At 67.0% G+C, this 24,736-nt stretch carries 21 protein-coding genes; 15 read left to right on the top strand and 6 right to left on the bottom strand.

Annotated features, from left to right (window positions below; translation table 11 throughout):
- Positions 1–3: 3 nt before the first annotated feature.
- From CG716_RS12575 to CG716_RS12560, 4 genes are read right to left on the bottom strand one after another with little or no spacing between them, the layout of a single operon-like run.
- Positions 4–2,064, bottom strand: coding sequence for an FAD-dependent oxidoreductase (locus tag CG716_RS12575; protein WP_234817827.1), 2,061 nt, complete (start codon positions 2,062–2,064; stop codon positions 4–6).
- Positions 2,061–5,240, bottom strand: coding sequence for an ATP-binding protein (locus CG716_RS12570; protein WP_094479961.1), 3,180 nt, complete (start codon positions 5,238–5,240; stop codon positions 2,061–2,063). The genes CG716_RS12575 and CG716_RS12570 overlap by 4 nt, the downstream gene beginning before the upstream one ends.
- A gap of 6 nt (positions 5,241–5,246) precedes the next feature.
- Complete coding sequence (locus CG716_RS12565; protein WP_094479959.1) at positions 5,247–5,762, bottom strand: hypothetical protein; 516 nt, start codon at positions 5,760–5,762, stop codon at positions 5,247–5,249.
- Positions 5,759–7,177: a hypothetical protein gene (locus CG716_RS12560; RefSeq protein ID WP_094479957.1), complete on the bottom strand. Its 1,419-nt coding sequence runs from the start codon at positions 7,175–7,177 to the stop codon at positions 5,759–5,761. Before CG716_RS12560 ends, CG716_RS12565 begins: the two co-directional genes overlap by 4 nt.
- 82 nt (positions 7,178–7,259) lie before the next feature.
- Between CG716_RS12560 and CG716_RS12555 the strand changes: the two genes are divergently transcribed.
- The 3 genes from CG716_RS12555 to eccB all read left to right on the top strand — a co-directional run bounded on the left by CG716_RS12555 (position 7,260) and on the right by eccB (position 10,418).
- Positions 7,260–7,946, top strand: coding sequence for a hypothetical protein (locus CG716_RS12555; RefSeq protein WP_094479955.1), 687 nt, complete (start codon positions 7,260–7,262; stop codon positions 7,944–7,946).
- Positions 7,943–8,995: a polyprenyl synthetase family protein gene (locus CG716_RS12550; protein ID WP_094480244.1), complete on the top strand. Its 1,053-nt coding sequence runs from the start codon at positions 7,943–7,945 to the stop codon at positions 8,993–8,995. Before CG716_RS12555 ends, CG716_RS12550 begins: the two co-directional genes overlap by 4 nt.
- A gap of 73 nt (positions 8,996–9,068) precedes the next feature.
- Complete coding sequence (gene eccB, locus CG716_RS12545) at positions 9,069–10,418, top strand: type VII secretion protein EccB (protein WP_165774131.1); 1,350 nt, start codon at positions 9,069–9,071, stop codon at positions 10,416–10,418.
- On the opposite strand, the gene mycP is transcribed toward eccB, so the two are convergent.
- On the bottom strand, positions 10,383–11,699 hold the full coding sequence (gene mycP / locus CG716_RS12540) for a type VII secretion-associated serine protease mycosin (RefSeq protein ID WP_410431247.1): 1,317 nt from the start codon (positions 11,697–11,699) through the stop codon (positions 10,383–10,385). The genes eccB and mycP overlap by 36 nt on opposite strands.
- The gene (locus CG716_RS30755; protein ID WP_094479949.1) at positions 11,696–12,991 is read right to left on the bottom strand and encodes an EsaB/YukD family protein; all 1,296 of its coding nucleotides are present in this window, start codon (positions 12,989–12,991) and stop codon (positions 11,696–11,698) included. Before CG716_RS30755 ends, mycP begins: the two co-directional genes overlap by 4 nt.
- Before the next feature lie 92 nt (positions 12,992–13,083).
- Between CG716_RS30755 and eccCb the strand changes: the two genes are divergently transcribed.
- From eccCb to CG716_RS12475, 12 genes are all read left to right on the top strand, one after another.
- Positions 13,084–16,629, top strand: a complete 3,546-nt coding sequence (eccCb, locus tag CG716_RS12530; RefSeq protein ID WP_207760663.1) for a type VII secretion protein EccCb — start codon at positions 13,084–13,086, stop codon at positions 16,627–16,629.
- On the top strand, positions 16,617–17,798 hold the full coding sequence (locus tag CG716_RS12525; RefSeq protein WP_094479947.1) for a type VII secretion-associated protein: 1,182 nt from the start codon (positions 16,617–16,619) through the stop codon (positions 17,796–17,798). Before eccCb ends, CG716_RS12525 begins: the two co-directional genes overlap by 13 nt.
- A gap of 57 nt (positions 17,799–17,855) precedes the next feature.
- Positions 17,856–18,155 (top strand): WXG100 family type VII secretion target, encoded by a 300-nt coding sequence (locus CG716_RS12520; RefSeq protein ID WP_207760670.1) that lies wholly within the window; start codon positions 17,856–17,858, stop codon positions 18,153–18,155.
- Positions 18,156–18,170: 15 nt separating this feature from the next.
- On the top strand, positions 18,171–18,464 hold the full coding sequence (locus tag CG716_RS12515) for a WXG100 family type VII secretion target (protein ID WP_094479943.1): 294 nt from the start codon (positions 18,171–18,173) through the stop codon (positions 18,462–18,464).
- A gap of 15 nt (positions 18,465–18,479) precedes the next feature.
- Positions 18,480–18,728: an MmyB family transcriptional regulator gene (locus CG716_RS31100; protein WP_165774138.1), complete on the top strand. Its 249-nt coding sequence runs from the start codon at positions 18,480–18,482 to the stop codon at positions 18,726–18,728.
- A gap of 57 nt (positions 18,729–18,785) precedes the next feature.
- Positions 18,786–19,688: a PaaI family thioesterase gene (locus tag CG716_RS12505; RefSeq protein ID WP_094479941.1), complete on the top strand. Its 903-nt coding sequence runs from the start codon at positions 18,786–18,788 to the stop codon at positions 19,686–19,688.
- A gap of 190 nt (positions 19,689–19,878) precedes the next feature.
- Entirely contained in the window at positions 19,879–20,322 is a 444-nt protein-coding gene (gene rplM, locus CG716_RS12500; protein WP_094479939.1) for a 50S ribosomal protein L13, read from the top strand.
- A 59-nt stretch (positions 20,323–20,381) separates the two neighbouring features.
- Positions 20,382–20,825 (top strand): 30S ribosomal protein S9, encoded by a 444-nt coding sequence (gene rpsI, locus CG716_RS12495; protein WP_094480240.1) that lies wholly within the window; start codon positions 20,382–20,384, stop codon positions 20,823–20,825.
- A gap of 307 nt (positions 20,826–21,132) precedes the next feature.
- Positions 21,133–21,591: a hypothetical protein gene (locus CG716_RS12490; RefSeq protein WP_094479937.1), complete on the top strand. Its 459-nt coding sequence runs from the start codon at positions 21,133–21,135 to the stop codon at positions 21,589–21,591.
- 156 nt (positions 21,592–21,747) lie between these two features.
- Positions 21,748–23,082 (top strand): phosphoglucosamine mutase, encoded by a 1,335-nt coding sequence (glmM, locus tag CG716_RS12485; RefSeq protein WP_094479935.1) that lies wholly within the window; start codon positions 21,748–21,750, stop codon positions 23,080–23,082.
- Between the two features lie 49 nt (positions 23,083–23,131).
- The gene (locus CG716_RS12480) at positions 23,132–23,413 is read left to right on the top strand and encodes a type VII secretion target (RefSeq protein ID WP_094479933.1); all 282 of its coding nucleotides are present in this window, start codon (positions 23,132–23,134) and stop codon (positions 23,411–23,413) included.
- Positions 23,410–24,735, top strand: a complete 1,326-nt coding sequence (locus tag CG716_RS12475; RefSeq protein WP_094479931.1) for a hypothetical protein — start codon at positions 23,410–23,412, stop codon at positions 24,733–24,735. The genes CG716_RS12480 and CG716_RS12475 overlap by 4 nt, the downstream gene beginning before the upstream one ends.
- Position 24,736 lies beyond the last annotated feature (1 nt).

Genomic DNA, 24,736 nt, shown 5'->3' with positions numbered 1-24,736 from the left:
CGGTCAGGGCATGTAGAACCCACGGATACGGTGGTAACGGCCATACCCCAACAGGGCGTTGGCCGCCTGCAGTCCGGAGATGACGGCGGCTTCGATGCAGCCCGCGTTCATGCCCGAGTCGGTCCAGTCACCAGCCAGAACGAGGTTGTCGTAGCCGCTTTCGTCGGGCCGCAGCCGGTATTTGTCCGAGCCCGGGAGCGATAGCACGTAGCGGTCGGACGGGTCGACGTTGACGCTGACGTGCTGGGTCTCCAGCGCCGCCGCGCCCTGGCGGCGCCCGGCGCCGGCGAGTAGTCCCCAGGAGAACCCGCCTTCAGTCACCGCACCGGGCAGATACATTCCGACATGGCGGTTCAGATAGTCGACGGCGTTGGCCAGCACCTGCTTTCGTTGGGTGGCGACGTAGTCGGCGGGCTCGCCGGTGGTCGGCCACTGCGCGTCGAGCGCCCCGCAGAAGTACGCCACGGTCTGGGGCTCGTCGGATTCCGGCCAGTGTTCGGCCCACAACGTCTGTCCCATCGATGCCCAGGTGTCGAACGGTGAGACGTAGCCACTGGTGGTGACACCGGGCCGGTGCCAGCCCAGCGCCGATTCGGTTGGCCGCAGCCAGAGTTGGAACGACTGGGTGGCCACCGTACGCACGTGTGCGGTCATCTCTTTCCACTCCGGGCGGTCGGCGATGAGTTCTGCGGCCACGAGTTCGACCATGCCCAGGGACGCGGCCAACACGACGTGATCGAAGTCCGTACCGCGGCACAGAACGCGAGTCTCGGTATCGGCCCGGGGGCTGAAGTGTGATTCGGTATCGGCTAGTTCCGTTGTGGCCTTGAGTTGTTCGTAGCGGGGGACCGCGGGGAACACCGGCAGTCCGCTGGCGGGTATCAGGGGGTCGTACGTGTCGACCCCGTCGGCGAGCTCGACCTGCCGGCCGATGGTGATCGCGTCGATGCAATGCCGGTGCGCGTCGAGGTGCAGGGCGTCGACCCGGTGGAAGAATTCGAAGCGGACTCCGCGGCGACGCAGCGCCTGATAGATCGGCGCGATGATGACGTCGCCCATTCCGGCCGTCATCTTCCAGAAGAATGCGCCCTTGTACTGGAAAAGCGCTATGCCGGTCAGCAATACCGCGATCCCCGCAGCAAAGGCCGGCCGCGCGAAGTCGCCGTCCTCGTAGCCGAACACCATGTCGTACATGCCGCGAATCAGCGGGAAGTCCAGGACGTCCGCGTCGGCTCCATGCCGCAGCAGCCAGGCGCTGTATTCCTCGTCGTTGATGGCCCGGAAACCGGCCGGGTCGGTGATCAGCCGGTCGGCGATCAGGCCGCGCGCGGTGGCTGCCAGCAGTGACATCAGCAGCCACATCCGCTTGTGCTCGGGCCGGCGCTCGTAGTCCAGCGCTTCGCGCACGGCATCGAGCGCCTCGGTCAGGAAACCCGCGGCGGCGGCCTCCGCGGTGCGGGGTTCGATGAGGGCGGCCAGCGTGGCCAGCGTCGCGCGCCGCACCGCGGCGATCCAGTCAGCCGACTCCGGTGTCGGGCTGGCCGACAAGCTGAGGTCCCTACCGCTTGTCGCGCTGAGTGATTCGGCAAAGTCCAGAAGCAGCCGCAGGGTGCGCCCGGCGAATTCGACCACCGTCAGCTCCCGGCCGGTCGCGCCCGGCTCACCGGGCAGCTCCGGGGTGCGGCTGAACTTCCCGGACCAGATCAGCCAGTCGTCGCCGAAGCGGTCGGCCATCCCGAGTTCCTCGGAGGGGACCAGCGCCTGATCCCAGGTCCGGATGGGGCACCCGGGATCGGTGTGCTCGCGGTCCAGTTCCGCATAGCACTCGCGCAGCAGAGCGAAAGCGTTCTCGTAGGAGCCCAGCCAGATGTGTAGGCCGTGTTCCTCGATCCGGTCGTGCTCGCCGCGGCTGGAGGCGCCCTTGCCGCCGAGGCGCCAGCCGCGTTGGTAGAGCGTGATGGACTCGAAGCGGTCCCGCCACTGGCCTTCGCTGAGCCGCCACGCGGCGCTGAGTCCAGCCATCCCACCGCCCAGAATGGCGATCCGGCCGCGTCGGCGCGTCACTCCAGCAACGCCCGAGCGCGCGCCAGTTCGGGCCAGTCCTGTTCGGCGGCGATGCGACTCAAGGCCTGCTGTAGCGCCGGCCGGGCCGGCTCACCGACGAGTTCGAACGCATCAGCAGCGCAACGTAATTCGAAGACCACGGCGCCCTGCTCGCGAGCCACCGTGATGGCCTTCCGCAGCCCGGCGTAACGCGCTTCGGGATTATCGTGGGTGTGCGCGAGAACCCGAAGGAGTTCCGCCTTAAAGGTGGCTACACCCGTTTCCTCCACCATGTCCAACGCGTCGGCGGCGCGTTGCCGGGCCGCGTCACGATCGCCTGCGGCCGTGTGCAATCGGACCAAGACGCTCTCGTAGGAGGCCAAGAACGATTTGAGTTCAGCGGCACGCCAGCCATCGACGACGGCGACCATGTTGGCGATATGCGGCCGCAGCGCAGCGGGTTCGGGGTGGTCGCCGGCAAGTGCGGTGCGCGCGGCTAACGATGCTCGGAAGCTCGCGGCGACCATCGCCCATTCACTCAAGCTGTATTGCTCGGCACTGCGGGCGATATCGTCGAAGATCCTTGCAGCCTGGTCGAACTGGCCTGCCTCGAGGCGCACGGTCGCTTCGCGTGCTTTCCCGTAGCAGAGACTGACTTCATTGCCGGGGAAGGTCAGCTCCCGGCATCTGTTGTCGATTCGTGCGAAAGCCGGCTCGGCGCCGGACAGCTCCCCCTGGATGAACCGGACAAATCCGAGTTCGGCGTATAAGCCCGAAATACGGTCACTGGGTGTGTACCAGGTCTGCGCGATCTGTGGCACGCCGTTTCGGTCGAGCATCCCCACGGCCGCTTCCAGCTCGGCACGTGATTCGTTGAATCTGCCCCGAAACATCGCGAGAAAGCCAGCCACCGCGTTGTAGATCGGTGCGGCCCAATCGGCGGCTCCTTCCATTCGGCGCAGTGCCTCGGAGAGCTGTGTTGCCCGATCGAGTTGACCGCGCGCTGTGTAGTGGCCCCAGAGTGCGCTGAAGACTCCGAACATCTCGAGGGTTGGCTCTGCGCGCACCAGGTCTAGGCAACGTTCGAACTCGTCGGCCGCCTCGGGACTGGTGTACCCACTGGCCGCGGTCGCGAGGAAGCCGCGTTCCAGGCGGACGCTGACTTCTCGCCGGTCACGCTCGGGGGAGGCCGTCATCCTCTCGATGTTCTCCAGCGCCCTGGTGAGGTGGTTGCCCGCCTCGATGAGCGCCCCGCGCTCGCGTGCCTGCGACGATGCGCGCTGATAGGCCGAGGCTGCCTCGTCGAAACGTTCAGCACTCTCGAAATGGTGTGCTACCAGGAGCCATTCAGGTGAACCGCCCACCGTGTTGTCCACCAGAGCGTCGGCGATGCGGTGATGCAGACGGCGCCGGACGCTGGGGGGTGATAGCTCGGCGGCCACCTCGCGCAGAAGCTCGTGCTGGAAGCTCCATTGGCGCTTGCCCACCGGGCGAAGCACCCGGGATCGGGTGAGATCGTCGAGCAGGGAGTCGACCTTGCGCCAGCCGACTCCGGTCACCGCGGAGAGCAGGTCACGGTCGAAGCGGCTGCCGATGAGCGCCGCGGTTTCGACCACCATCAGTGAGTCGGTGCTCGAGCGCAACCTGGCCACCAGCGTCTCGTACAGCGTGTCGGGAACCTGGGCCTGATCGTCGAACTCATCGCGGTGCTTGAGTTTGGCCACAACCTCTTCGATGAACAGGGGCACACCGTCGCAGCGGTCCTGCACCTTCTTCCGGGCATCCGGCGTCATATCGGGGTGCAGGGCTCGGATGAGTGCCTCGGAGTCCTCGGCCCCAAGGGGTTTGAGTTCCAGCTCCTCGATGAAACCCCGCAGCGGAGGAACGCTGCGCCCGGTGACGATCACCAGGAGCCGGTTGTCGTTCACGCGCAGAAGCGAATTGATGATGCTGATGGTGTCTTCGTCGTACCAGTGGATGTCTTCAGCGAGGATCAGGGCGGGACCGCCGCTGACACACGCCAGCAGGTAATCCTGGACGGCAGCCGTGATCTGGTTGAACCGTGCTCCGGCGTTGACGGTCGGGGGTTGATATCGCGCGTCGGGAGTGATACCAAGCACCGGTGCCAGCAGTGGAACGACCGTCTCCGTGTCCATCGAGCGGTTGCGAACTTCCGCTTCGAGCAGCCGCAGACTGTCTGCCGCGTCAGAGTCGCGCTGGATTTGAGAGTGCCGCTCGATCAGCCGTCGCACCGGGCGTAACCCGACGTCGGTGTGGAACGGGGACCCGAACAGCTCGAGGACCGAAGCCCCCGTTGAGCGGGCCATGTCGACTGCGGCGCTGGCCAATCGGCTCTTGCCGATGCCGCCCTCGCCGCGCAGGAGCACACCCCTGGTCGTCAGTGTTCCGGCACTCGCCTGGCGCCACATTTCCTCTAGCGCAGCAAGTTCTCGCTCCCGCCCGACAATAGGGCCGTAGGTCTTGGCGTCAAGATCACGCTCGGCGATCACCCCGTAGTGGACGAGTGGGGCATCCATGCCCTTGACCCGCTGCGACGGGCACTCCTCCATCTCGAAGTTGCCGCGGACCAGCCGCTCGACCGCCGCTGACACCGAGACCGTGCCGGGTTGGGCGAGGCTGCAGATCCGGGCGGCGAGGTTGGCACCCAGGCCGTAGACGTCATCCTGGTCGATGTCCAGGAAGACCACACCGCGGTGGATGCCGACACGGACGTCGATGTCGAACCCGAACCGGCGTTCGGCGAGCGTGCTCAGGTCGGCGACCTCGCGGGTGATGTCCAGGCCGGCCAGTACGGATCGGTGGGTATCGTCCTCGTGTGCGTTCGGGTGCCCGAACACGGCGAGCAGTCCGTCGCCCTTGATCGAACCGATGTGGCCCTCGTAGCGGGCAACGATATTGCGGACCACGTCTCGATAGCGCCCGACGACGGTGCGGTACACCTCGGGTTCGATGCGCATGGACAGTGCAGTCGAGTCGACGAGATCGGCGAACAGCACGGTGAGACGCCGTATCTCACCGCTTCCCACCGGTGTGGCGAGCAGCTCTTCGGCGTCGGGGTTCGAGCGGTCGACGGCCAACACCTGACCGGCGAGTTCGTCGGCGGTGGCGCGGTCGCCATCGTTGATCGCCCGGACCGCCCGTTCGAGGAGATCGTCGATGGCTGGATTAACAGTCACGCGTGCCTACAAGCCGACGGTGACTCGTACCGTCTCGGAGTCTTGGCCGGCGCCGTCCGCCCGTCTAAGGCGAAGGGTCCCAGTGTAATTGGCGCCGGTGAATCGGTCGTCGGTCAACGTGATCTGGATCGATGTCTGTTCAGGCCCCAGTATGGGGGGCTCAAGAGTGATCCCCTGCAGCGGAATTCGTGTGTCTGAATGCCCGACCCGTGCGAAGGGTTGCACGATCGAGACCGACCGCGGATAGGGTCGCTTTTCCACAGTGATCGGATCAGGCAGGACCGGTTTCGTCGATGTGGGTTCTAGCCACCACGACGGTCCGGCCAATGCGACCTGGACGGCTCCGGCATAGGTGCGCATGTTCAGGTCGAGCAGGTTGTGGATCAGCCGGACCCAGCCGTCGATTCCCCATTTGCCCGCATCGTCCCGCCTGGCCGCATCTTGAGCGATCTCGTTGATCTGATCCAAGTAGCCGCGAACGACGCCCGCGGATTTCTGGAGCTGGGGCCGCGGTGCAGTCATTGTGCGCTCCCTGGCTTTCCTGGCGTCCGCGGAGTTGTCATCGCCTGCAGGTACTTCCACGGCGAGCTGGCGAGTTCGCTGCTGACCTTCGTGGTGTAGTCGGCGACATCGGTCAGGCTGAGACTGCCGGTCAGCCACTTCTGGGCGATGTCGAAGTATCCGCTCGTCAGGTCCTGTGCGGATTCGGTCCACGCGCCGACCGCAGCCGGAACGAAGTGTGTCAGCGGCGTGGCCGGCGGTGCTGTCGGGGACGTGGTTCGGGGTTTATCGGCCTCGTCCTCCTTTGTGGGGTAGTCGAATGCCACCGGGTCCTTGGGTGGCTTGGCTGCGGCACCGAGCAGGAAATTGGCCGACGCGGTGCCGTATCCGCCGATACAGACGAGCTTGCCTTGCGCGTATGCGGAGATCCCTTGGATGTGAACAACTTTCCGAGTTGTCACGTGGACGCCGGGCTTGGCGGGATCGCGCTCGGAGTTGGTCACCTTGATGTTGATGAACCCGCGATCGACCAACACCTGCCCGTCGCCGGTACCGAACTCCGACTTGTCCAGGTCGTAGTCCAGTGTCGCTTCGACCGGGCTCGGCTGATAGGGAAAGAATTTCAGTGGCGTGGTGAGCTCTTCGGTTCCGAGCAAACGGACGGTCTCCAAGACCCGGCGCCAGCCGTCGGGCATGATATCGGGCTCCTGGCCCGCCATGCGGACGAAGAGCTCCGAATAGTCCTGAGCCCAGTTGAAAGGATTGACAATGCTTTTGAGCTGTTCGAGCGAAACATCGTTCGAGTCGAACGCGGTGTCGATGACGGCGGATTCCAGACTCTCGACGACCACGACGGCGGTGTGGCACAACGGTGCGATCATCGGCTGCCCTGACCGCAGGGCGCTGGCTTCCACCGGGGCCTGCACGGCCGACTTGTAGTCCTTGAACCGGTTGAAGTTCGAGATGTTCTGCAGGAGTGCTGTTCGTGCATCGATGGCCTTCGCCCGGCGATCGGCGGGCGACTCGGAATCTCTGGGCGCAATCGCGGCAAGTGACCCGATGAGCGCGTCATCGAACTTCGGATCGGAATTGTCCAAGGCCGGTAACGCACCGGATGCCAGCGACCTGAGTCGCTCGGACGTCGAGATCCCGTACAGCAAGCGGGTCTTCTGAGCCGGATTCAGCCGTGGCGTTTGCGGATCGGCGTCCTCGGTGGCGATCCGCGCCAACGCAGGGGCGAGGTTTGGTGTCCGTCGAGCCTCGTTGCCGTAGTACTTGCTCTCGATCTCGGCGTACCACCTGGGGTCCGCCGTCCCCAGCCCGGGAATCAACTTGTCGGCAGCCGCCGTCAGTTGCGGATCATCGGCTTCGCGAACCGCGCGGTCCAACGCGCCGAAAACTTCGAGGATGTCGCGAACAGAATTCACTGATGCCATTGGCCGCCCCCAACCATGTTTTCGCAGCTAGCATAGCGTGATTGCGCGTCAATAAGCGAGCGATTTCTGACGGGGGGTCAGAGTGGACGGCGGGAACAACGGCGATATCCACGATGTGCCGTGGGCGTCGATCTTCGATCCGGCGGCCAATATGCGTGCGCTAACTTCGGTGCAGGCGGAGGGTTTTCGCGCGGCCAGCGAACTCGTTGATCGGTTTGTGCGGATGGTCGCAACACGACCCGATGGCGGCGCGGCGGCGGTGCGGCAAGCCTCCCCGCTATCTGACGAGCAACGCGCAGACTTCTTGGGTGCCACCGATGTAGAACCGCTGATCAGGTCGTGGTGGGCAATGGCTGGGCAGTTCCTCATGGGCGGGGCGCCGCAAACGCAACCGGCCACCGCAGCGACGTCACCCGCTTTGGACTTCACCGGCTCGGCCGCGTCGGGCAGGTTGGAGTTCGAAACCGAGGTGGGTGACTCAGCAACGGCTGAGGTCTGGTTACATAACTCCGCTGATGGTGATCTGGGCCGGATTTGCCTGCGGTGCAGTGAGTTGATGGCCCACGACGGGTCGGTGATCGAGGCCGCCGCAGCTCGGCTCGATCCGAAGGTCGTGCCGATGCCAGGGCGGTCCAGTCGGGGCATCGCCGTCACGGTCAAAGCCACGAAGAAGACCAAGCCCGGCGTGTATCGCGGCACGATTTTGGTCGAAGGCCGCCCGGAACTGTGGCTGCCGGTGGCCTTGACGGTCCGCCCGCCGAGCGCATGACGAGCATCGCCGACCGCTCGGATCTCACCGAGGCCGTCGAGACCAAATTGCGCGAAGTCGGCAAGACGGTGCGCCGCGCGATGCTGGACGCCATGCCCGACGGTGAACCGGTGCAATGGCTCTACGGGCCGATGCGCGAGTACCCCTCGCGCGTGGGCAAGGCACTGCGCCCGGCACTGTGCCTGTCGGCGGGCCGCGCCTTCGGGGCGGAACAGAAGGACCTGATCGGCATTGCCGTGGCAATCGAATTGCTGCACAACGCATTCCTGGTGCACGACGACATCACCGATGGAAGCGAGATGCGGCGCGGTCGGCCCACCCTGACCGCCCGGCACGGGATGGCGGCCGCTCTCAACGCCGGCGACGGCCTGGCCATCGTCGCCAGCCAGGTGCTGCGGCGGGCCACCCGGCGGCTCGACCGCGACATCGCCGATTTGGTGATGGAGGAGTTCGACATCATGGCGATGCGCACATTGGAGGGTCAGGCCACCGAACTCGGCTGGCAACTGGACTGTGTGGAGGACCTGAAACCCGCGGATTACCTCGACCTCATCATGCACAAAACCTGTTGGTACACAACGATTTATCCGCTGCGAGTCGGCGCGATCGTGGGATCAGGCGGTACGGCTGACCTGTCGCACATGATTCGGTTCGGCTTTCACTTCGGCGCGGCCTTCCAGATCCGTGACGATCTGCTGAACCTGGTCGGCGACGAGCGTGACTACGGCAAAGAAATCCTGGGCGACATCTTCGAGGGCAAGCGCACGCTGACCCTGGTGCACCTGATGGCGAGCGCCCGCGGAGCCGACCGCGATGTGGTGCGGGACTATTTGCGCCGCAGTCGCGCCGAGCGTTCCGAGGATCTGGTCCGGACCATTCGCTCGCTGATGGATGACTACGGCAGCATCGAATTCACCAGCGAATACGCCGAGGGGATACTTCTGGTTGCCGAGGAGTATTTCGAGCAGGCGTTCTGCGATGCTCAACAGGGTCCGGACTTGGACTTCCTGCGTTCGCTTGTGCCTTACGTCTGGGAGCGTTCGAGATAGTGGTCGACGTTCGAGAACTACGGTTGTTGATGAACGGAATCGCCGGGTGGGCAACTGTTCTAGCCTCAGGGAGATGGCCGGCCGCTCGTCGCTTCGAACCCAGCTGAGCGCGCAGCGCTTCGTGCTGCGGCGGCTGGAATATGCGCTCCTCGGCAAGTCGATGCCGCGCAGGCACGACCCCGTCCGGGCGCACAAGCTCTCGCTGCTCGGCGGCTGCGTGCTGGCCGCGGGGCTGCTGACCGTCGACGCCGTGATGGGGGCGGTGCGGCACGACACGATTCCCGATGACGCTGCGCTGGTGATGTCGCGGCAATCCGGTGCCCTGTTCGTTCGGATCGATGACCGGCTGCGCCCGGTCGCGAACCTGACCTCAGCCCGTCTGATCCTGGGCTCACCGATAACACCACGCCTGGTCGACGAGACCGCCCTCGGCGGCGTGGCGAACGGTCCGGTGCTGGGCATCCCCGGTGCGCCAAGGACCTTGGGGCAGGTCACGGCGCCCCGGGACCTGCGTTGGGCGGTCTGTGACGACGCCGCTGGGACGACCACGGTGGCCGCAGGTGATGCCGAGGTGCCTGTCGACCTGGACCGTCATACCGGCGTTCTCGTCACCGTGGCGCGCGGTGATGGATCGAGCTATCTGCTCTTCGGCGGCAAGCGCGCTGCGATCGACGCCGCAGATCCGGCCACCTCACGCGCGTTGCACCTCGACGGTGCGCAAGCGCGCACAGTGTCTGCGACGGTCCTCAACGCGATTCCCGAGGTGCCGGCGATCAGGCCGCCCCGCATTGCGCGGATGGGCCAGCCGTCGGGAATCACCCATTTTCCGATCGGAACGGTCGTGCGGGTCAGCAGGGCCGATGCGCCCGAGCACTATGTCGTCCTTGCCGATGGGCTTCAGCGCGTTGGGCGGCTGACCGTCGACCTGATCCGATTCGCCGACGCCGCTGCGGCTGCCGAGATCCGCGAAGTGCCCGCAGAACTGATCGCTCGCAGTCCGCTCGTCGATGCGCTGCCGGTCGCCACGTATCCTGACGAACCTCCTTCGATCGTCGACGCCGACGAAGAGCTCTGCGCGACTTGGCAATCCGGTCTCAGCGGCGTCGCCGTCGGACGCTCGATCGCCGAGCGCCCCGGCGCGTTGACGCTGGCGGGATCGGACGGCGAGGGGCCCGGCATCGACGCAGTGCGTATGCCGGCAGGCCGCAGCTTGGACATCACCGACCCGGGAACCGCGAGCCGATATCTCATTACTGATTCGGGAGTTCGCTTCCCCGTGAGTGATTCGGCTGTCGCGGTGCTGGGCCTGGCCGGCAAACCGGCGACGGCGCCGTGGGCGATCGTTGGTGCGCTGCCCGCAGGCCCACAACTCGTGCGTGACGCCGCCCTAATCGGCCGGGACGTCCTCTTGTCTGCGCCGTAGCCGCACCGACGCCGCCGCGACCAGACCGGCCAGGCACAGTGCCGCACCGGTTGCCGCGACCCCGTACGGACGATCAGGCGCGGGACGGGACGGCGGAGGCGGAGCACTCGGCCGTGGATCAGGAGGCGATGTCCCGGCAGTGTGATCGCTCAGTGCAGCGAGAGGATCGACGACACCATTGCCGACCGCGGCGTTCCAGCCCTCGGCCGGATGATGCGCGGTCGTCTCGATTCGGGCCATCACCTGCCGCGCCGACAGTCGGGGGAAGCGGGAACGCACCAGGGCCACCAGGCCACTGACGACGGGTGTGGCGTAGCTGGTACCCGACATCGACGCCTGCCCCGCCGGCGTCGGCATCGTGTCGATGACGCCGTCACCGTCCGGGTCCAGGGAGATGACATGTTCACCCGGTGCGGCGACGTCGACCCAGGGCCCGTTGAGGCTGAACGGCGATGGCGTGCCGCCCGGGCCCACCGAGGCAACGGTCAAGACATAGTCGTCGTACCACGCGGGGCTGGCGATCACGGTGGGCTGCGCAGTGGTGTTCTGACTCGGGCACTGACCGTCCCCGCCGACATTGCCCGCCGCTGCGACGACGACCGCGTCCTTGACGTCGACCGCATAGGACAGCGCGGCACCCAGTGCCCGGTCGTCCAACGACTCGGCGCAAGCCACTGAGGACACGTTGATCACCGAAGCGCCCATGTCAGCTGCGGTGCGCACGGCCATGGCCAGGGTGCTGACATCGCCGAACCCCCGGGTGGACGGATCTGTCAATGGTCCGAACTTGTTGCTGGACTGTCTGATTGCGATCAGAGTGGCCTCGGGCGCAACCCCGGAGAATCCGGTCTGGTCGGTCCGATCCGGTGCCGCCGAGATGATCCCGGCGACCGCGGTGCCGTGCCCGTCACAGTCCTGCCTGCCGTCGCCACTGGAGACATAGTCCCCGCCGGCGATCACCCCGGGCAGCCGACGGTGCGCTGCGATCCCGGTGTCGACCACCGCGACGCGCTGTCCTGCACCGCGCGTCAGCCGCCAGACCGCCGGCATGTCGAAACCCCTTAGCTGCGTTGCCGATACGTCGGCGCCGTCGATCGACATCGGCACCGCGCACGCCTCGTGCTGCTGGGTCGGCTGGGGTGGGGCAGGGGGCGACGGCGGCGGAAGCAGCGAATTGTCGACTGCCGGCGGGATGACTGCCAACGCCGGTGCTGCGCACTGCGCCGAGGTGAGCAGAACGACGGCAGTTGCCGTCGCGACTCGTAGGACGGCCCTCGTCACAGCAGCCCGATTCCAGCCGCTGCGCCCGCAGACGGAACGACGATCGCGCCGACCGCCAGGTCGAACAACGAGATCATCCGCCTTGCCACCGGGCGGAGTTTTCCCGGCCAATGCCTGCCGGACCACGCCGCGCCGAACGCGACCACAAGCAGACCACCGCACAGCCATGGAGTGCTTGCCGGAACTTCGGCGGCGGACAACCAAATCAGTGAGGTCACCGCACCTCCGGCCGAAATGGTCAGGGCGGCAACATGATGTGGGCAGTTATGACGCGATGTCTGCAGTAGCAAGGCGGTCGCGACTGTTGCGATGAAGCCGGCCGCCACGAGGGGACGCGGTGTGGTCGCCGCGGCGAGGATGGTGCCCAGGGCCGCGGCTGCTGATGCCGCCACCACGAGCCCGGTCAATCGACGGTGCGCTGTCGCCGTCCTGGTGTCGAGTTCGGTGTCGCACAGGTCGGCCGCCGAGAGCCCGCAGCCAAGCACGGCCACTGTCGTGGACACCGCCAGCACGACAATTGCTCCCATGCCCAGCATTGGCCCTACTGCCGCCGCCGGCCACCAATTGGCCACCGCTCCAGCTGTCGCGGCAGCCGCCGCCATCGCCACGCCCGCCAACGGGAGGAAAACCAAAGGGGCACAGTCCAACAGCCGCCACGCGAGCAGCGACGTCGAGGAGACTGCCGACAGTGCGAGAAGGAAGCCCGGCGGCCAGGGACTGCCGAGGCAATTGAGCGCGCCGGTCAGGCCTGCGAATACCGCTGCCAGCACAGCGAGTCCCACTGCACACCTCTGGTCGCGTTGGGCGCGTTGCACTGCCACCGCCCCGGCCAGCGACACTGATGCCGCAGCCGCGGCGACCGCTGGATGGCGGACGTCGTTCGCGTCCAGCAGCCCGCGGCCTAGTAAAGACACCAGTATGGCCGCCACCCAGCCGAGGACCACCCAGCCCGCCCGGGTCCCCGGCCACGGCGCCGGGGTGAGCCCGTCGACGACGGCGACCACCGCGGTACTCGCGTCGAAGCGGGGTGCGGGTACCGCTCGCACCGAGGCGGTCAGTATCAGCAGATCGCCGTCGGGGACGGCCTGCTGGGCGAGCGTCGCCGCCGGATCGAGCATTTCCCCGCCCACCCGGGCGAGGTGCGGGTCGGCGCCGTCGACGTCGACCCCTCCGACGAGGTCGACCACTGCGGGCATCAGCTCGGCGATTGGTAGCTGAGCGGGCAGCATGACGTCCACCTCGCGGTCGCCGGTGCAGATCGACACGTGACACATTTCGCCGGTGGGGGCCATGACAGCTGAGGCTAGCCAGCCCGTCGTGCTGTCGAACTCCGTTGTCCACAGGTGAATTGCCGACGGAGCCGAGCGGTGTCTACCGTCCCTGCATGAATCGGCCCGCCCGGCTGGTACCGGCGTTTCCGACAGACGACCTCGCTGTCAGTGGACTGCCGTGCTCGCCGGCAGCCACCGGGATGTCGCGCTACCTGCCGCTGGTAGGTCTCGGCGCGATAGTCGGTGGCGCTGCGCTGATGTGGGGATCTGGCGCGGTTTCGCGCGGGCCGGCCGCCATGGTCCTCCCGGCCATGATGGTGGTCTCGGCGCTCGGCATGGTGGTGCATGCGGGCACGCGGCGTGCCGACGGCAGCCTGGACCAACGGCGCAGGCGGTATCTGTCCGAACTGGGCCGGCTCAGCGAGCAGCTGTCCGATGCTGCGCAACGCCAGCGCGATGCGTTGATGTGGATACACCCGACGCCGGCATCGTTGTGGACGCTGGCCGGTGGGCGACGGATGTGGGAGCGCGGGCGCGCGGACTCCGACTTCTGCCACGTTCGAATCGGACTCGGCAGACAGCGCCTCGCCCGCCGGATTGTGGTGCCGCCGGTCGGTCCGGTCGAGGACCAGGACCCGGTCGCCGCTGACGCGCTGCGACACTTCGTTCACTGCCACGCGACGGTCGACGACATGCCCGTGGCGGTCGCCCTGCGTGGCGTGGCAGCGCTCTCTGTCGAGGGCGAGCCCGCGACTGCCCGGGCTCTCGTGCGTGCGATGGTCTGCCAGCTGGCTGTGCTGCACAGCCCGGACGACGTCACGATCGGGGCGGTGGCCGCCGCCGGCTCCAGGCAGTATTGGGATTGGTTGAAGTGGTTGCCACACAATGGCAGTCCCCGGACAGGGCGCGGGTGCCATGTCGTGCTGATCGCCGACGGCGCCGAGTACCCAAGTGTGGCGGCCGCTGGTGTGACGGTGATCGTCATCGGCGAACCAGCCGATGATGACCGCGCACTTCGGTTGCACGTCGACGGTGACCGGCTGGCGGTGCGCGGCGATGGGCGCATTGAGGAGTTCGCCACGGTTGACGGCCTGACGATCACCCAGGCGCGGATCTGTGCGCGACGACTGGCCCGGCACCGACATGCGGCTACTGAATCTGATGACCTGCAGCGCTGGCTCAGCACGCTGGGCATGAACGACTCTGACGTGGAACATGTTTGGCAACCGTTGACTGATTCGGCCCGATTGAGGGTCGCGCTCGGCAGCTCGACGGACGGTCAACCCGTCGACCTCGATCTGAAAGAAGCCGCTGATGGCGGGCACGGTCCGCACGGACTGTGTATCGGCGCGACGGGGTCGGGGAAGTCTGAGCTGCTGCGCACCGTGGTGGTCGGGTTGGTCGCGCGCCATTCGCCCGACGATCTCAACCTCGTGCTGATCGACTTCAAAGGCGGTGCGACCTTTCTCGGCCTGGAGGGTCTGCACCACGTCGCCGCCGTCATGACGAACCTCGCCGATGAAGCCCAGCTGGTGGCGCGGACGCAGGAGGCGCTCGGCGGCGAAATCCAGCGTCGTCAGCGCCTGTTCCGGTGTGCCGGAAATGCGGTCAATCTCGCTTCCTACCAACGATATCGGGTCATCGACCCCACCCTTCCGGTACTGCCGGCGTTGTTCATCGTTGTTGACGAGTTTGCGGAGCTGATCGCTCACGAGCCCGATTTCGCCGAACTGTTCACCAAGATCGGGCGCGTCGGCCGCTCCCTCGGCGTACACCTGCTGCTGGCCAGCCAGCGGCTCGACGAAGGACGCCTGCGCGGCCTCGAATCGCATCTGTCCTATCGCATCTGTCTCAAGACGTCGACCGGCGCCGAATCCCGGTCGGTGCTGGGCGTCGCGGACGCAGCCGAGCTGCCCGCCACTCCGGGGGCGGCGTTGCTCCGCACGAGCGACGGGCGGCTGGTTCGTTTGCAAGCCACCTATCTCGGCGCTCACGTGAGCGACCAGGTCACCGCGGCACCGCCGAGTCTGGCTGTGCGGCTGTTCACCTCGGAGCCGGCGGCAGCGACGTCCGGCGAGCGCGACGTAGGCCCTACCGCGTTCGACTTGATCATCGATCGTCTCCGTGGTCGGGGCACCCCGGCCCATCAAGTGTGGTTGCCGCCGCTGGCCGACTCGCCACTCCTGTCAGAGCTGCGCAGCGATTCCGGGGGAGAGCTGCACGCCGCAATCGGGCTGGTAGACCTGCCGTTCGAGCAGCGACGGGCGCCGCTGATGGTCGAGCTCGGCGGCGCCGGTGGAAACGCCGCCGTGGTAGGCGCACCGCGGAGCGGCAAGTCGAACACGGTGCGCACTCTGGTCACCGCACTGGCCGGCCGACACGGCCCACGCCGAATCCAGTTCTACTGCTTAGACTTCGGTGGCGGCACGCTCGATGAGCTCGGGCGGCTGCCGAACGTGGGATCGGTGGCGAGCCGCCGGGAACCTGAACTGGTGCGCCGGATCGTCAGCCATGTGGGAGGGATTCTGGATGCCCGTGAATCCGGCTGTGACGACGACTCGCGCGCCGATGTGTTTCTGGTCGTGGACGGGTGGTCCCCGCTGCGTGAGGAGTTTCCCGACCTCGAACCAACGATCACCGGCTACGCCGCCCGCGGCTTGTCATTCGGGATCCACCTGATCCTCACGGCGGCACGGTGGGCGGATATCAGGCCGGCTCTCAAGGACCAGATCGGCACCAGAATCGAACTACGCCTTGGCGATCCGGTCGACTCGGACATGGACCGCAAGCAGGCGTCGGTGGTCCCGATCGACAGGCCTGGACGCGGCATCACCCGCGACGGCCAACACTTCGTGATTGCGAGACCGGACAGCGCCGACGTGGCCGAAGACAGTTCGTGGCGAGTGCCGGCCGTCCGGCTGCTGCCCGCACTCGTTGACCACACGGCGGTGGTCGACCAAGGGGGTAGCGATCCGGTGCGGATCCTGCTCGGCCTCGGTGACGACCTCGCACCGGTGGCGCTCGACGTCCTCGGACAGCAGCACCTGCTGATCATCGGCGACCGTGAGTGCGGAAAGACCGCCGCCTTGCGGGTTCTCTGTAGCGAGATCATACGCGGCTCGGCCGATCGCCCTGCGCTGTTGTTCGTCGTGGATTATCGCCGAGGCCTGCTTGATGTGGCCGAACAGCAACACCTGTTCGGCTACACGTTCTCGGTAACTGGGGTCGGTGCCCGACTACCTGAGCTGATCACGTTGTTGCAGAGTAGATTACCGGCCGCAGATACGCCGATCGAGCACCTCAAGAACAGGACCTGGTGGACCGGTCCGGAGGTTTTCGTCGTGGTCGACGACTACGATCTGGTTTCCGCGACGTCGCCGGATGCGCTGAGCCCGCTGCTCGCCCTGCTGCCGCACGCCACTGATATCGGATTGCACCTGATCGTGGCCCGGCGGTGCGCAGGATCCGCGCGGGCGATGTTCGAGCCCCTCCTGGCGCATCTGCGGGACAGCGGGTGTGCCGGTCTGCTGATGAGCGGAAGTCCCGAGGAAGGTGCACTGATCGGCCAGCACCGCGCGACCGCGCGGCCACCCGGACGTGGATTGCTGGTGACACGAACGGCGGCACAACTGGTTCAGATCGGCTGGTGTCCGGCGTGAGCGCCGCGGTGCTCGAGATTGGCCCGTCGCTGGTTTGTCTACGCCCACACCAACAAACCGCAGCAGAAGTGCGAGAAGTGGTCGCTGCGGCGCTGACCGGTATCGACGATACAACGGTGTTGTGCGGCGAGCGGCCGGCCGCGGTGGCTGAGCTGTGGCGGAGGATCTTGCTCGCGACTGCCGGGCCGCGCTGTGAATCGTTGACCCTGGTGTATCCCTCGTGGTGGGCTCAGCAACGGGTGGCTCGCGTCGTCGACGCGGCCGCAATCGTCACCGCCGATGTCCGCACGCTGCCCAGGTCAGTGGCGATCGCCGGCAATGATCTAGACGTCGTCATCGAGATCGCCGATGACGTCGTCTCCATCACTACTCCTGGCCGGACGCCGATGGTGCTGGCCCGCCCTGATGATCCGGATGACGTCGCTGTGGCCGTCGAGATCAATTCCGGAGCAAGGGTCCTGATCGACGCGCCACCGGGAGTGGCCGGTGGAGCCGACTTCGGCCGCGCGGTGCGCGAGTCGTTGCGTAAGCGTGGCACCCCGGCGCAGCTGGCCGTCATCGGTGACCTGCCGCCGCCGGCAGCGGTGGTCGAGCTCGCGCAGGTGGCGGCGCACCGTCCGCGGCGCTTGTGGGCTCCGGTCGCCGCGGCGGCCTCTGGGGTGTTGGCACTCTGTGCAATTGGGGTCAATTCGGCGCAGTCGCCTCTCCCGTCGCCATCCGTCGACGCCGTCACCGTCGCCGAAGGCCGCATCAGCGTGCGGATCCCCACCCAGTGGTCGATCACGCGGCTCACCGCCGGACCTGGGTCCCGACGCATTCAGGCTGATTCGCCGACGGAACCGGGCGTGGCGTTGCACGTCACCCAATCCTATTCTCCAGGAGAAACATTGGATCACACCGCCGAGATGTTGCGTCAGGCTGTCGACGAACAACCGCGTGGAGTCTTCGTCGACTTCAACCCCGCCGACCGGCGCGGGACTCGTGCCGCCGTCACGTATCGCGAGATTCGGGTCGGCCGTGACATCCGGTGGGCGGTGGTACTCGACGGGTCGACACGCATCAGCGTCGGATGCCAGAGCGCACCCGGCCGCGCGAACCTCGTCGTCCAGCCGTGCGAGCAGGCAATCGCGTCGGCTCGGGAACTGGTGGGAACCAATCGCGATCCGTGACCGTCAAATCCTTTGTCAGCGTGAACAACTCAACCGTAAGGATGAACCGTGACGACCCTGAACACCGACTTCGACCTGATGCGTTCCGTCGCCGCGGCCGCCGATTCCCGCAATGACGAGATCCGGAGTCTGTTGCAGGGCTTCATCACCCGGATGGAATCGGTACCCCCGACGGTGTGGGGCGGGCTGGCAGCGGCACGATTCAAAACGGTCGTCGCACACTGGAACAACGAGTCGACCAGGCTGTGCCACGCCCTCGCCGGAATCGCGGACACGATCAGGAACAACGAACACGATCTGCGGGAGGCGGCGCATCAGCATTCACAGCGTATCGCCGCGGTCACCGCAGATCTCTAGCAAAGGAACACCACCGTGGACCCTGTCCTTTCCTACGATTTCGCCGAGATCGACTCGGCAGTGCTCGCCGACATCCAGGGCACGTCGGCCCGGCTCGGCGCTGCCCTCGATGATCTGAACCGCCAGATCGCGCCATTGCAGCAAGTGTGGACCGCCGATGCTGCAGCCGCCTACCAGGCTGAGCAGGCACGCTGGCAGCAGGCGGCATCGGCGTTGCACGACATCCTGGTGCGCTTGGGTACCGCCGTTCGCGACGGCGCGGCCGCCGTGGCCGACGCCGACCGTCGCGCTGCCGGGATGTGGGGCTGATAGCCCACCCAAACTCTGTGCGGCCCTGCCGGAGGAGAGCCGTCGGGGCCGCACAGTCACTTCCGCGCAGTCCCCAACCAGGATTACGGACGACGCAAGGTCATCGATCACCCCGGTGCCGGCCGGATCACGCTCGACTGCGACACGCTCATCGTCGCCGCCGACGACGTGCGCGTCATGATCTACACCGCCGAGCCCGACACCTCTGATGCCGAACGTCTCTCTCTCGCAATCGTTCTCGTCACCCAGGCGCTTGTCGACTGAGGTTTGGCCGTGCCTCGCATTCGCGGATTCGCGACGGGCGCGGCAAGATGCCCGGTGATGAGCACAACTAATGGACCGCAGGCGGCATTTTGCATCGGCAACACCCGGGTCAGCGAAGCCGGCATTTCGCTGGACCAGCAGGTGACCACGACGCTGGTCGACCACCGCGGGCTGGTCGAGATGCCGGCCTACGCGGTGATGGCCGAATCGGTCACCAGCGGCGCCTACTGGTACACGTTCGACGAGCCGGTCGCCACCGTGCAGTCCTGGCTCGCCCTGACCGCCGGGGCACGGCCCACGGTGGGCGATCGGCTGCACGCGGTCTCGGCCATGGCCCACCACGACGACGCCCACGGCACCGCCACCATGACCATCACCACCGGAACTCACGACGTCGTCTGCTCGGGAGTGGCCCGTGCCGTCCGGGTCGGCCGCAGCAGCGAAGCGCTGCGCGCCCTGGACAAGGACGTGATCGCGATACCGGTGGAGACATTGCCCGCACCACCGAACGTCGACACCACCGTGTCGGCCATTGACCCGGACTGGGACGGCCGGCGCATCCTCACCGCGATCAACCGGGGCGACATCGCCCGCGGACCGCTGTGCGAACTACTGGCCATGACCGTCGAGCTCGGCGATGACCCCGTGATGACCGTCGCCCCGCAGCCGTGGATGGCCAACCCGCTCGGCGCGATCCAAGGCGGGGTCATCGCCTCCCTCATCGGGCAGGCGTGCTCGCTGGCCGGGCAGGCCCACACCGGCCGCGGCGACCGCTATACCCTGGCTGACCTGTCAGTTTATTATTTTCGCTCGCCTCCGGTCGACGGCCGGTCGCTCACGCTGGCCACCACCACCGACCGCGTCGGGCGGCGGATGGCGACGGTGTCGGCCACCATGGCCGACTCCGGTGGCACCCCGTACGTCCGGGCCGTCGCCAACATCGCCTACGAGCGGGCATAGGCGTTTTGACCTGCCCGGATCGTCGCAGGTAAGCTGCCACGTTGGCGTGCGGTACGCCGCGGTTTCACACCGCGGGGTAAGCCGGGTTCTCGGGTCAGTGTTGGTCGCCGGGAAGCAAACCTCACCGTCACGTCCCGACCGGCACCCGGGTCATACCGGGACCAACCCGAGAAGAAAAGAAGGTAGTGCTGTGCCTACGTACACGCCGAAGGCGGGTGACACCACGCGTTCGTGGTACGTCATCGACGCCACGGATGTGGTGCTCGGCCGGCTCGCCGTTGAAGCAGCAAAGCTGCTGCGCGGCAAGCACAAGCCGACATTCACGCCGAATGTCGACGGTGGCGATTTCGTCATCGTCATCAACGCTGACAAGGTCGCCATCAGCGGCGACAAGCTCACCAAGAAGTTCCTCTACCGCCACTCGGGTTTCCCCGGTGGTTTGCGTTCCCGCGCGCTCGGCAACGAACTCGCCAAGCATGCCGATCGCGTCGTTGAGAACGCCATCGTCGGGATGCTGCCGCACAACAAGCTGAGCCGTCAGGTGCAGAAGAAGCTCAAGGTCTACGCAGGCCCGGATCATCCGCATGCCGCGCAGCAGCCGATTCCGTTCGAGATCAAGCAGGTGGCGCAGTGAGCGAAACGACAGACGTGACGACCGAGGTCGAGGAGACCGAAGTTTCCGACGCTCCTGAGGTGATTGAGGTCGTCGAGGTGGTCCTCGAGTCCGCACCCCGCGAGCCGGTCATCATCGACCGCCCCATCCAGACCGTCGGCCGCCGCAAGGAGGCCGTGGTGCGTGTTCGGCTGGTGCCGGGCACCGGCCAGTTCAACCTGGATGGCCGCACCCTCGAGGCGTACTTCCCGAACAAGGTGCACCAGCAGCTGATCAAGGCCCCGCTGGTGACCGTCGACCGGGTGGACAGCTTCGACATCTACGCCCACCTCGACGGCGGCGGCCCCTCGGGCCAGGCCGGTGCGCTTCGCCTCGCGATCGCCCGCGCCCTGATCCTGGTCCAGCCCGAGGACCGTCCGGCCCTGAAGAAGGCCGGCTTCCTCACGCGTGACCCGCGTGCCATCGAGCGCAAGAAGTACGGCCTCAAGAAGGCCCGCAAGGCGCCTCAGTACAGCAAGCGCTGATCTACCGCGTACCCGTACGCAACGACCCGCCGGGCGTCGTCCAGTCTCAGGACTGGAGGACGCCCGGCGGTCGTTTGTGGCCTGGGTCACAGTGCTACCGGCCTGCTCAGCAAGCGTGTCGCGATGAATGGTTACGTTTCGGTTTGAGTTCATCGCCCTTCGGCAACGCTTTGTGGAGCCGGCTCGACGCCGGCTGCCCGAGGTAGGAGGGGACCCTTCGGGGGGTCGGTGCCTTCCTTCGGGGCTGTGTGGTGATTGCTCCCGCAGCTCTGACTCCCTGGCAAAAACAGGAAGAAAAGGAGCAAATATGAACATGTGGACGAAGACTGCCGCTGGTGCGGTGCTCGGCGGATCGCTGCTCGTCGCGGGTGGCTTCGGCCTCGCGAGTGCGGCCCCGGACGCCCCGATGGTGCCGCAGCCGCAGGCACCCCAGCCGACGGCTGGCGGCCAGCTCAACGTGGGGCTCACCGTCAACGGCCAGCAGGTCGGCACCATCCAGAATGTGTCGCTGAACAGCGCGCAGACCCTGGCGACGTCGGTGTGTCCGAGTGACGACCTGTCGTCCAAGCTGCCGCAGCTCGCCAACAACCAGATCCAGACCGTTCCGGCCTGCAGCGGCGCGTCGGGTGTGAGCTACACCTTCACCACGAACGCGTCCGGTAGCTCGAACGTCGTCGCGCCGGCGGAGAGCAGCGGCACGTCGGGTATCGGCAGCACCGCCACCCCGGCTATGCCCGGTACGCCGTCGTCGGCTGAGGCCCGGTAGCCCTATCTAGCAGAACCCCAGCGCTGCCCGCACCCAGACAGGGTGCGGGCAGTGTTTCTGTGTCTGGCGTCTCGGAGCAGTGTCGGTTCGGCGGCGACACGGCGGTTAACCTCACCGGTTGTGTCATGAGCCGGGAGTTGTGAGAGGTTTGTTCGCATGGGTCGACTGTTCGGGACCGACGGTGTCCGCGGCGTCGCCAACCGAGAACTGACGGCTGAGCTGGGCCTGGCGCTCGGGGCGGCCGCGGCACGCCGCCTCGCCGCAATAGGCTCAGGACGCGGGATTGCCGTCATCGGCCGTGATCCGCGGGCCAGCGGCGAAATGCTCGAAGCGGCGGTGATCGCCGGTGTGACCAGCGAGGGCATCGATGCACTGCGGGTCGGCGTGCTGCCCACCCCCGCGGTGGCTCACCTCACGGCCGCCTACGGTGCCGACTTCGGCGTGATGATCTCTGCCTCGCACAACCCGATGCCCGACAACGGCATCAAGATCTTCGGCCCCGGCGGCCACAAACTCGACGACGACGCCGAGGACCGCATCGAGGAGCTCGTCGCGCAGGGACCTGGCCTGCGGCCCGTCGGCGCCGAGATCGGCCGCGTCGTCGACGCGAATGACGCCCTGGAGCGCTACTTGTATCACGTCCGTGCCGCGGCTCCGGTGCGGCTGGACGGGGTGACGGTCGTGGTCGACTGTGCCCACGGCGCCGCATTCCAGGCCGCGCCCCGCGCCTACCACGCCGCCGGTGCCCGCGTCATCGCGATCAACGCCGAACCCGACGGCCTCAACATCAATGCCGGCTGTGGGTCGACGCACCTGGAGCAGGTGCAGGCCGCAGTGATTTCGCATCGCGCCGATCTCGGCCTGGCCCACGACGGCGACGCCGACCGCTGCCTGGCGATCGACGCCACCGGCCAGGTGGTCGACGGCGACGCCATCATGGTGATCCTGGCGCTGGCCATGCGCGAGGCCGGTGAGCTGGCTTCCGAGACCGTCGTGGCCACCGTGATGAGCAATCTCGGTCTGCATCTGGCCATGCGGAAAGCCGGAATCTCAGTGCGCACCACCGGAGTTGGCGACCGCTACGTCTTGGAAGAGCTGCGAGCCGGCGAGTACACGCTGGGCGGCGAGCAGTCCGGCCATATCGTGATGCCCGCGCTGGGCACCACTGGTGACGGCATCGCCACCGGGTTGAGGTTGATGGCACGGATGGCGCAGACCCGGTTGTCGCTGGCCGAGCTGGCGGCGCCGATGCAGACCATGCCGCAGGTCCTCATCAATGTCGAGGTCGCCGACAAGGCGACGGTCGCCGAGGCGCCCGCGGTGCAGACCGCTGTCCGCGAGGCAGAGGCCGAACTCGGGGACACCGGGCGAATCCTGTTGCGCCCGTCGGGAACCGAACAGATGGTGCGTGTCATGGTGGAAGCCGCCGATGAGGACACCGCCCGGCAGCTGGCGATACGCATCGCCGAATCCGTCAGCGCCGAAGGCTGACCGAAACAAACCCGGAACCGATCGTCCCGTCCGCGCGTCATAACCGGACATGGGTAACACACGCGTGGACACGTCGGCGGTGCGCGCCGCCGCGCAACGCTTCGAGGCTGCCGCTGGCGTGCTCGAGAGGGCATCGCTGAGCCGGCTGCATTTCGACGGGAGCGTGGCCGGGCGCATGCACACCGGTCATGGTGACGCGGTGCGCGCTGCGCTCGAGCGGCTCGCGGGCTCGGTGGCGCAGTGGGCGCGAGCCGCGGACGAGGTCGCCGTCGCGCTGCGGGTCACCGCCGACCGCTACGGTGACGCCGAACTTCGCGCGGCAGTCCGATGACCTTCGACGTCGCCGCCCGGCTGGCGGCCGGACGGCCGTCGGTGTGCAACACCCAGGTCTACGTGTCGGCCTGTCATGCGGTCGGCTACCAGCAGCCGGACCTGACCGGACACGGGGTACGGATCGTCGAATGGTACAGCGGCGAGGACGGTTTGGACCTGGGGACGCTGGATGCCGACTGCGCCCTGCTGCGCGCTGCCGCAATCGCCGCCGACCAAGCAATAAGCATCTCGCGTGACGCGTGCTCTGCGGTGTCGGCGGCATGGGGTGGCGAATCTGGTTCTCTCGCAGCAGATTTTACGGACCGGCACTGTGCCGCCGGAGAGGCGGTCGCGCAGGCATTGCGTGCGGCGGCGGAGGCGTGTGAATCCCTGCGCGACTCACTGGGCCGACTGGTCGACGAGAAGGTCACTGCGGCAGTGTCGATCGACGACCGCCGTGCCGGTGAGCGGTCGGCATGGCTGGCGGCAGCGGCCATCGTGACGGGCGGGGGAGCGGCGCGCGACGAGGCCGTCGCGGTCGTCACTGAGCAGATCACCCCGTATGTCGACACCGACATCCGAACCGAGTGGGTCACCGCGATGCGGTTGGCGACGTCGTCGGCGGCGGCCGCCTACGAGGATGCTTTGCGTCAGTTGAGTGCTTTTCCGACAGCCTATTTCGAGGTTCCTGGCCATTTCGATGCGCCACCAGCTTCGGCGTCGTCGCCCGACCGTGCGGTGGTCCAGCCCACTGGGTCGACCGTGCCGGCCGCAGCGGCGCTGGCGCCGGCGCCGGTCGCTGACTCTTCACCTGCACCATCGGCACCGATGGCGGATGCTTCACCGTCGCAACCTCTTCCATCCGTATCGCCAGCTGAGCCGGCAATCGCGCCCGGTCTCGGTGGCGCCACGCCCGCTGGAATGCCGGCCATGCCCGACGCCGGTGGCGGCCAGTCCGGGCTGGTGGGTCAGATCGTCGATGCGCTCGGTGGGCTATTCGACGATTTGCCGGATACGCCGGCCGAGGATGACCTGTCCGCACTCGACGACGCCATCGGACAAGACGAGCACGAGGAGGTGGCCGAGCCCGACGACGACGAAGAAGAAGCCGGCGTCGAGAGCGCGGAACAGACTGAGCCGGAGGATGTTCCGGTCGCCGAGGAGAGCGTCATCGACGACGGGCCGGCGGGGGTGCAGCCCCAGGTTACCGAAGCGGAGCCGGCCCAAACCCCGCCGTCGCCACCACTGCCGCCGGAGCCACCGCCGTCGTCCGAAACGACAGACGAGACGAAGACGCCCTGTGAGATCGCCGCCGATGAACTGCCGCAGGTCGGCCAGTGAC

Origin of the sequence: Mycolicibacterium sphagni, from assembly GCF_002250655.1 — a bacterium.
Classification (GTDB): domain Bacteria; phylum Actinomycetota; class Actinomycetes; order Mycobacteriales; family Mycobacteriaceae; genus Mycobacterium; species Mycobacterium sphagni.
The sequence above is the reverse complement of the archived record's forward strand: the minus strand, read 5'-3'. Positions and strand labels throughout refer to the sequence as shown.